Origin of the sequence: Halomonas sp. ND22Bw, from assembly GCF_003011945.1 — a bacterium.
GTDB classification, from domain to species: Bacteria; Pseudomonadota; Gammaproteobacteria; order Pseudomonadales; family Halomonadaceae; genus Halomonas; species Halomonas halophila.
On record NZ_PXWD01000351.1, the window covers coordinates 1 to 359 of the forward strand.

The following is a 359-nucleotide window of genomic DNA, read 5'->3' on the forward strand; positions in this document are numbered from 1 at the left end:
CGCCCGATCGGAACACATCACGAAGCTGGTTCCAACGCTCGCGTCCGCTGCCTTCTACGCGGCTTCCTTCTACCTGCTGGCGCAGGCGCTACGGCACCTTCCGCTCGGTATTGCCTATGCGATCTGGGGTGGCGTCGGCATCATCCTGACTGCCGTCGTCAGCGTCGTTGTCTTCAAGCAGCGCCTCGACTGGATCGCGGTCGCCGGCATCGGACTGATCGTCGCCGGTGTCATCGTGGTGAACGCCTTCTCGAAGTCGGGCGCGCATTGAAAAGCGAGGTCGGCACCCGCAGGAAAGACCCCGAACGGGTCAGGCAGGTGCTGATCGACGGCGCTGCCGTCCTCGTGGCAGAGCGTGG

At 64.6% G+C, this 359-nt stretch carries 1 protein-coding gene; it reads left to right on the plus strand.

The features are described from left to right. On the plus strand, window positions 1-271 hold a 271-nt coding region (locus tag CVH10_RS18390), incomplete at its 5' end, for a multidrug efflux SMR transporter (protein WP_106489370.1). Between the last annotated feature and the right edge of the window lie 88 nt (window positions 272-359).